General features: G+C 55.3%; 4 protein-coding genes and 2 pseudogenes. All 6 read left to right on the top strand.

What is annotated here, in order from left to right; genetic code table 11:
• Positions 1–229: pseudogene (locus tag H9X86_RS11610) on the top strand (type VI secretion protein); the annotation flags it as partial.
• Positions 229–1422: a hypothetical protein gene (locus H9X86_RS11605; RefSeq protein ID WP_204901673.1), complete on the top strand. Its 1194-nt coding sequence runs from the start codon at positions 229–231 to the stop codon at positions 1420–1422. The pseudogene H9X86_RS11610 and the gene H9X86_RS11605, both read left to right, overlap by 1 nt.
• Before the next feature lie 110 nt (positions 1423–1532).
• Positions 1533–1955 (top strand): helix-turn-helix domain-containing protein, encoded by a 423-nt coding sequence (locus tag H9X86_RS11600; RefSeq protein ID WP_087390064.1) that lies wholly within the window; start codon positions 1533–1535, stop codon positions 1953–1955.
• Positions 1956–1971: 16 nt separating this feature from the next.
• Complete coding sequence (locus H9X86_RS11595) at positions 1972–2892, top strand: HipA domain-containing protein (RefSeq protein ID WP_204901672.1); 921 nt, start codon at positions 1972–1974, stop codon at positions 2890–2892.
• Positions 2893–3196: 304 nt separating this feature from the next.
• Positions 3197–3448, top strand: coding sequence for a DUF6103 family protein (locus tag H9X86_RS11590; protein WP_204901671.1), 252 nt, complete (start codon positions 3197–3199; stop codon positions 3446–3448).
• Positions 3445–3961: pseudogene (locus H9X86_RS11585) on the top strand (hypothetical protein); the annotation flags it as partial. The gene H9X86_RS11590 and the pseudogene H9X86_RS11585, both read left to right, overlap by 4 nt.

The following is a 3961-nucleotide window of genomic DNA, read 5'->3' as shown; positions in this document are numbered from 1 at the left end:
GACCAAGCCCTTGTTCAGCATCCCGCCCCATCAGTTTCTCTTCAACGCAGGCTCCATCGACAAGCGCTCCTACATGGATATGCTCCAACTGGAGGAAGCCGAGTACAATTTCATCAAGTTTCCCCAGCGGGGTGTCTGCCTGTACAAGTGCGGCAACGAGCGATACCTGTTGGAAGTCCATGCCCCGGCCTACAAGGAGAAGCTCTTTGGATCGGCAGGTGGTCGCTGATGGCAATCCCTGCGGCAATCGCCAAAGCCGCCGCCACGCTGCTCACCAACGAGAAAACTCGAAAAGGGTTTGGCTGGGTGCTGGTTGCGGTCTTCTCCCCTGTCATTCTTTTGATCGCCCTGCTCTGCTCCATTGGCTCGGGCGGTGCCGAACATAACAATGCCTCAGTGGAAGCGTGCTTCTACGGCAGCACACTCTCTGCTGAGGTCCCTGCGGAGTTTCGCCACTCCATTGAGGAGATGCGTTCCGCCTTCTCCCTTCTGGATTCAGCGGTGGACTCTGCCAATGAGCAGACGGAGAGCGGCAACGGCCTTGACCCATTGCGAGTCAAGGCCGTTTTTTATGCTCTCTGCTTTGGTGAGGATGCTCCATCCCAAAGCGAAGCGGACAGCTTTGTGGCCTGCTTCTACACCACAGAAACCCGAACCCGCACCGTGGAGATAGAGCAAGAGGACGGCATCGTCACCACCGAGGAGGAGACCTACACCGTCAACGTGCCCCTTTCTCTCTACCAGGCATACACCCATCTGGAAGCTCATCTGGGCAGAGACATCACAGAGGATGACCAAAGCAACATCAACCACGTCTACACCTCGGTGGCTGGAACTGCTGGCGGTGGCAGCTACAACGGTAAGTATCTCCGCGGGGATGGAACCAGCATCGAGCTGGACATCTCCACCTTCACCGATCCCTCCACCAAGAATGCCACAGACCTGGCTCTCTATGCCATTCACGCCTGGGAGTCCGGCTGGGGCTATGTGTGGGGAACCTACGGCAACGTCCTCACCGATTCCCTCTTCGCCTACAAGCAGGAGCAGTACCCCGACGGTGTCGGTACCTACGCAGATTTCATTCGTTCCAACTGGCTGGGCGGTCGGACCACCGACTGCGTGGGTCTCATCAAAGGCTACGGCTGGCTCGACCCAGAGACACTCACCATCGGTTATGCCACCAACGGTATGCCCGACCTGGGCGCCAACCAAATGTTCTACTCCGCCTCCGTGTCTGGTCCCATCGATACCATGCCGGACACGCCTGGTCTGGCAGTCTGGCAGAACGGACACATCGGTGTGTACGTCGGCGACGGTTATGTCATCGAAGCCATGAACACCCAATGCGGTGTGGTGAAGACCCAGCTGGAAGGCAGAGGATGGACACACTGGCTGGAGATTCCCTATATCAACTACAACTGAGGAAGTACCGCATGAAGCAAGTGAACCGGACCATCACCTTCGATTTGGCTGCGCCTGCACCCCTTGACTGGTTATCGGGATACCGATATAATCGGAGATGGGTGATGCATATGACGATTCAACAAGTTCTGCGGGAAAAGGGTCTCTCCCGCTACCAGCTCTCCAAGCGCAGCGGGGTTCCATGGGCCACGCTGGCGGACATCTGCTCGGGCAAAACGTCGCTGACGCGCTGCAATGCCGGGACGCTGAGCAAGCTTGCTGCCACGCTGGACATCCCCATGGAGCAGCTCCTGACCATGACTGTAGAGCAAAGGCAGGCCCCGGACGGGAAGCCAAACGATCGCTCCTACCTGGAAAAGGAACTGCCGGCCAGCCTGCAAAAGGCCCTGGATGAATATATCCAGGGAGAGAAAGACCATGTGTCCTACATGGACTGCCTGTGGGGAGAGCTGTATGGCGCCATCAACTCCAACCAGTGGAGCAACGCCATCACGCAGGAGCAGGCGGACTACCTGAGAGCAAAATACCTGTAATGGGGAGGAACGACTCGTGATCGATTTTACCAACTGCCCTGTCAACCGTTTCCGTGCCTATGGCGGCGCGAACGGAAATAAGATCAATATCTCCTATGCGGGCTCCAGTTATATGCTGAAGTTTCCTCCACGCCCCAGCCGGAACAAAGAAATGAGCTACACCAACGGATGCATCAGCGAATATGTGGCCTGTCACATTTTCGAGATGCTCGGCTTCCGGGTACAGGATACCCTGCTGGGTAATTACACAGATCGTCGGGGTAAAAGCAAGCTGGTGGTTGCCTGCCGTGATTTTACAGAGGGCGGAAAGCGGCTGATTGAGTTCGCCCAACTGAAGAACACCTGTATCGACAGTGAGCAGAATGGTTACGGCAAGGAGCTGTCATCGATTCTGCAAGCTATTGATGAGCAAACATTATATCCAGCAGATGAACTTCGGAAATTTTTCTGGGATATGTTTATTGCGGATGCGCTCCTCGGAAACTTTGACCGGCATAACGGTAACTGGGGCCTGCTGGTGAGTGAGGAGGAGCAAAGTGTGGAGATTGCGCCGGTCTATGACTGCGGTTCCTGTCTCTATCCGCAGCTGGATCTGCCCCACATGGCAGAGGTACTGAAGTCGCAGAAAGAGATCGACCGGCGAATCTATGTGTTCCCTGCCTCCTCCATTGAAGAAAACGGTGTAAAGATTCCGTACTTCGATTTTATCGCTTCCCTGCGCTATCCGGAGTGCAATGATGCACTCAGACGGATCGCCGCACGAATCGATCTGGACAGGATACAGAGGTTCCTGGATGGAATCCCGGAGCTCCAACCGCTCCAGCGGGAGTTCTACCTCACCATGCTGACAGAGCGTAAGGAAAAGATACTGGACTACAGTATGAACCTCCTGATGCAGCAGGAGCAACAGTCGAGAAACCCCGAGTTGACAATGTGACCAGCTAGAATGCAGAGGTATCGCATCTCATAGATGCGGTCCCCTTTTCCATTCCGCTGATCATCTTGTCGGTAAACTCTGCTGGAGGAAGCGCCCATCCAGATGGATGAGCTATTCTGCCCAGGATACAAATCCAAACTGATCTTACCCCTGTGTAGGCCGGAGCGAACGCTCCGGCCTTTCTCATTCCGGAGAACAGACTGTGTTTGTCTCATCCAACTCGACCCGGAACCCTCCACCATCGGCTATGCCCCCACTGGCTGGAGATTGAATACATCAATTACGACTGAGAAAGGAAGTGCCAATGAAACAAGTAAACCTGACCATTTCCTTTGACGAGGAAAAACTCTCCGCCCTGAAACGCTATATGAGCAAGCGAGATCTGGAACTGGAGCGTGAGATGGCGGATGCCCTGGTAAAACTCTACGAAAAGTATGTCCCTGCCCCTGTGCGCGAGTACATCGATGAGACTGACACGTCTGCTCCCACCAGATCCCGGCGCAGCCCTAGACCCACCACTCCCAAGCCTGTGGAGGAAATGGAGGTGACACAGTGAACAGCAAGGATATCACCCTCTGGATTGACAAGCGTTGGTACGATGCGCTGAGCAAGCATCTGAAAGACGAAACGCTGGAGGAACACCTGGAGGATGTCATTGACGAGATGTGCAACCAGCTCCCCCAGCGGGAGTATGAGCGCATCAGCGCTGAAATCTGGCAGGAGGATCAGGAAGAGCGGAAAGCTCGAGAAGCCGCCCGCCGCTTTGCAGTCTTCCATGTCACAGAGGGCGGTAGCTCTACCTACTTCCTGGCGGAAGAACATCTGGAGTTCCTTCAGACCGCCAACCGCCTGCGCAATTACATCCGCAAGGCCGAAGGCGATCCTCCCGCACGATTCACCGGAATGTTTCCCCGTGGAGAAAAGTTATCCCATGAGCAGTTCGACACATATGTGTTGGAACGATTGGACAACACCGGACGAGTGGTGGGTGCATTCCACATTGACCTGGACAACGGGCGGCTCGATGCACTCAACATCATGGACGGCTGGCAGCGATTCCGCATTCAGG

Origin of the sequence: Pseudoflavonifractor capillosus, from assembly GCF_016902575.1 — a bacterium.
GTDB lineage: Bacteria > Bacillota > Clostridia > Oscillospirales > Oscillospiraceae > Enterenecus > Enterenecus capillosus_A.
The sequence above is the reverse complement of the archived record's forward strand: the minus strand, read 5'-3'. Positions and strand labels throughout refer to the sequence as shown.

Coding starts and splice junctions, on each gene's coding strand:
- H9X86_RS11605 (WP_204901673.1), top strand. CDS start 229: ATGGCAATCCCTGCGGCAATCGCCAAAGCCGCCGCCACGCTGCTCACC.
- H9X86_RS11600 (WP_087390064.1), top strand. CDS start 1,533: ATGACGATTCAACAAGTTCTGCGGGAAAAGGGTCTCTCCCGCTACCAG.
- H9X86_RS11590 (WP_204901671.1), top strand. CDS start 3,197: ATGAAACAAGTAAACCTGACCATTTCCTTTGACGAGGAAAAACTCTCC.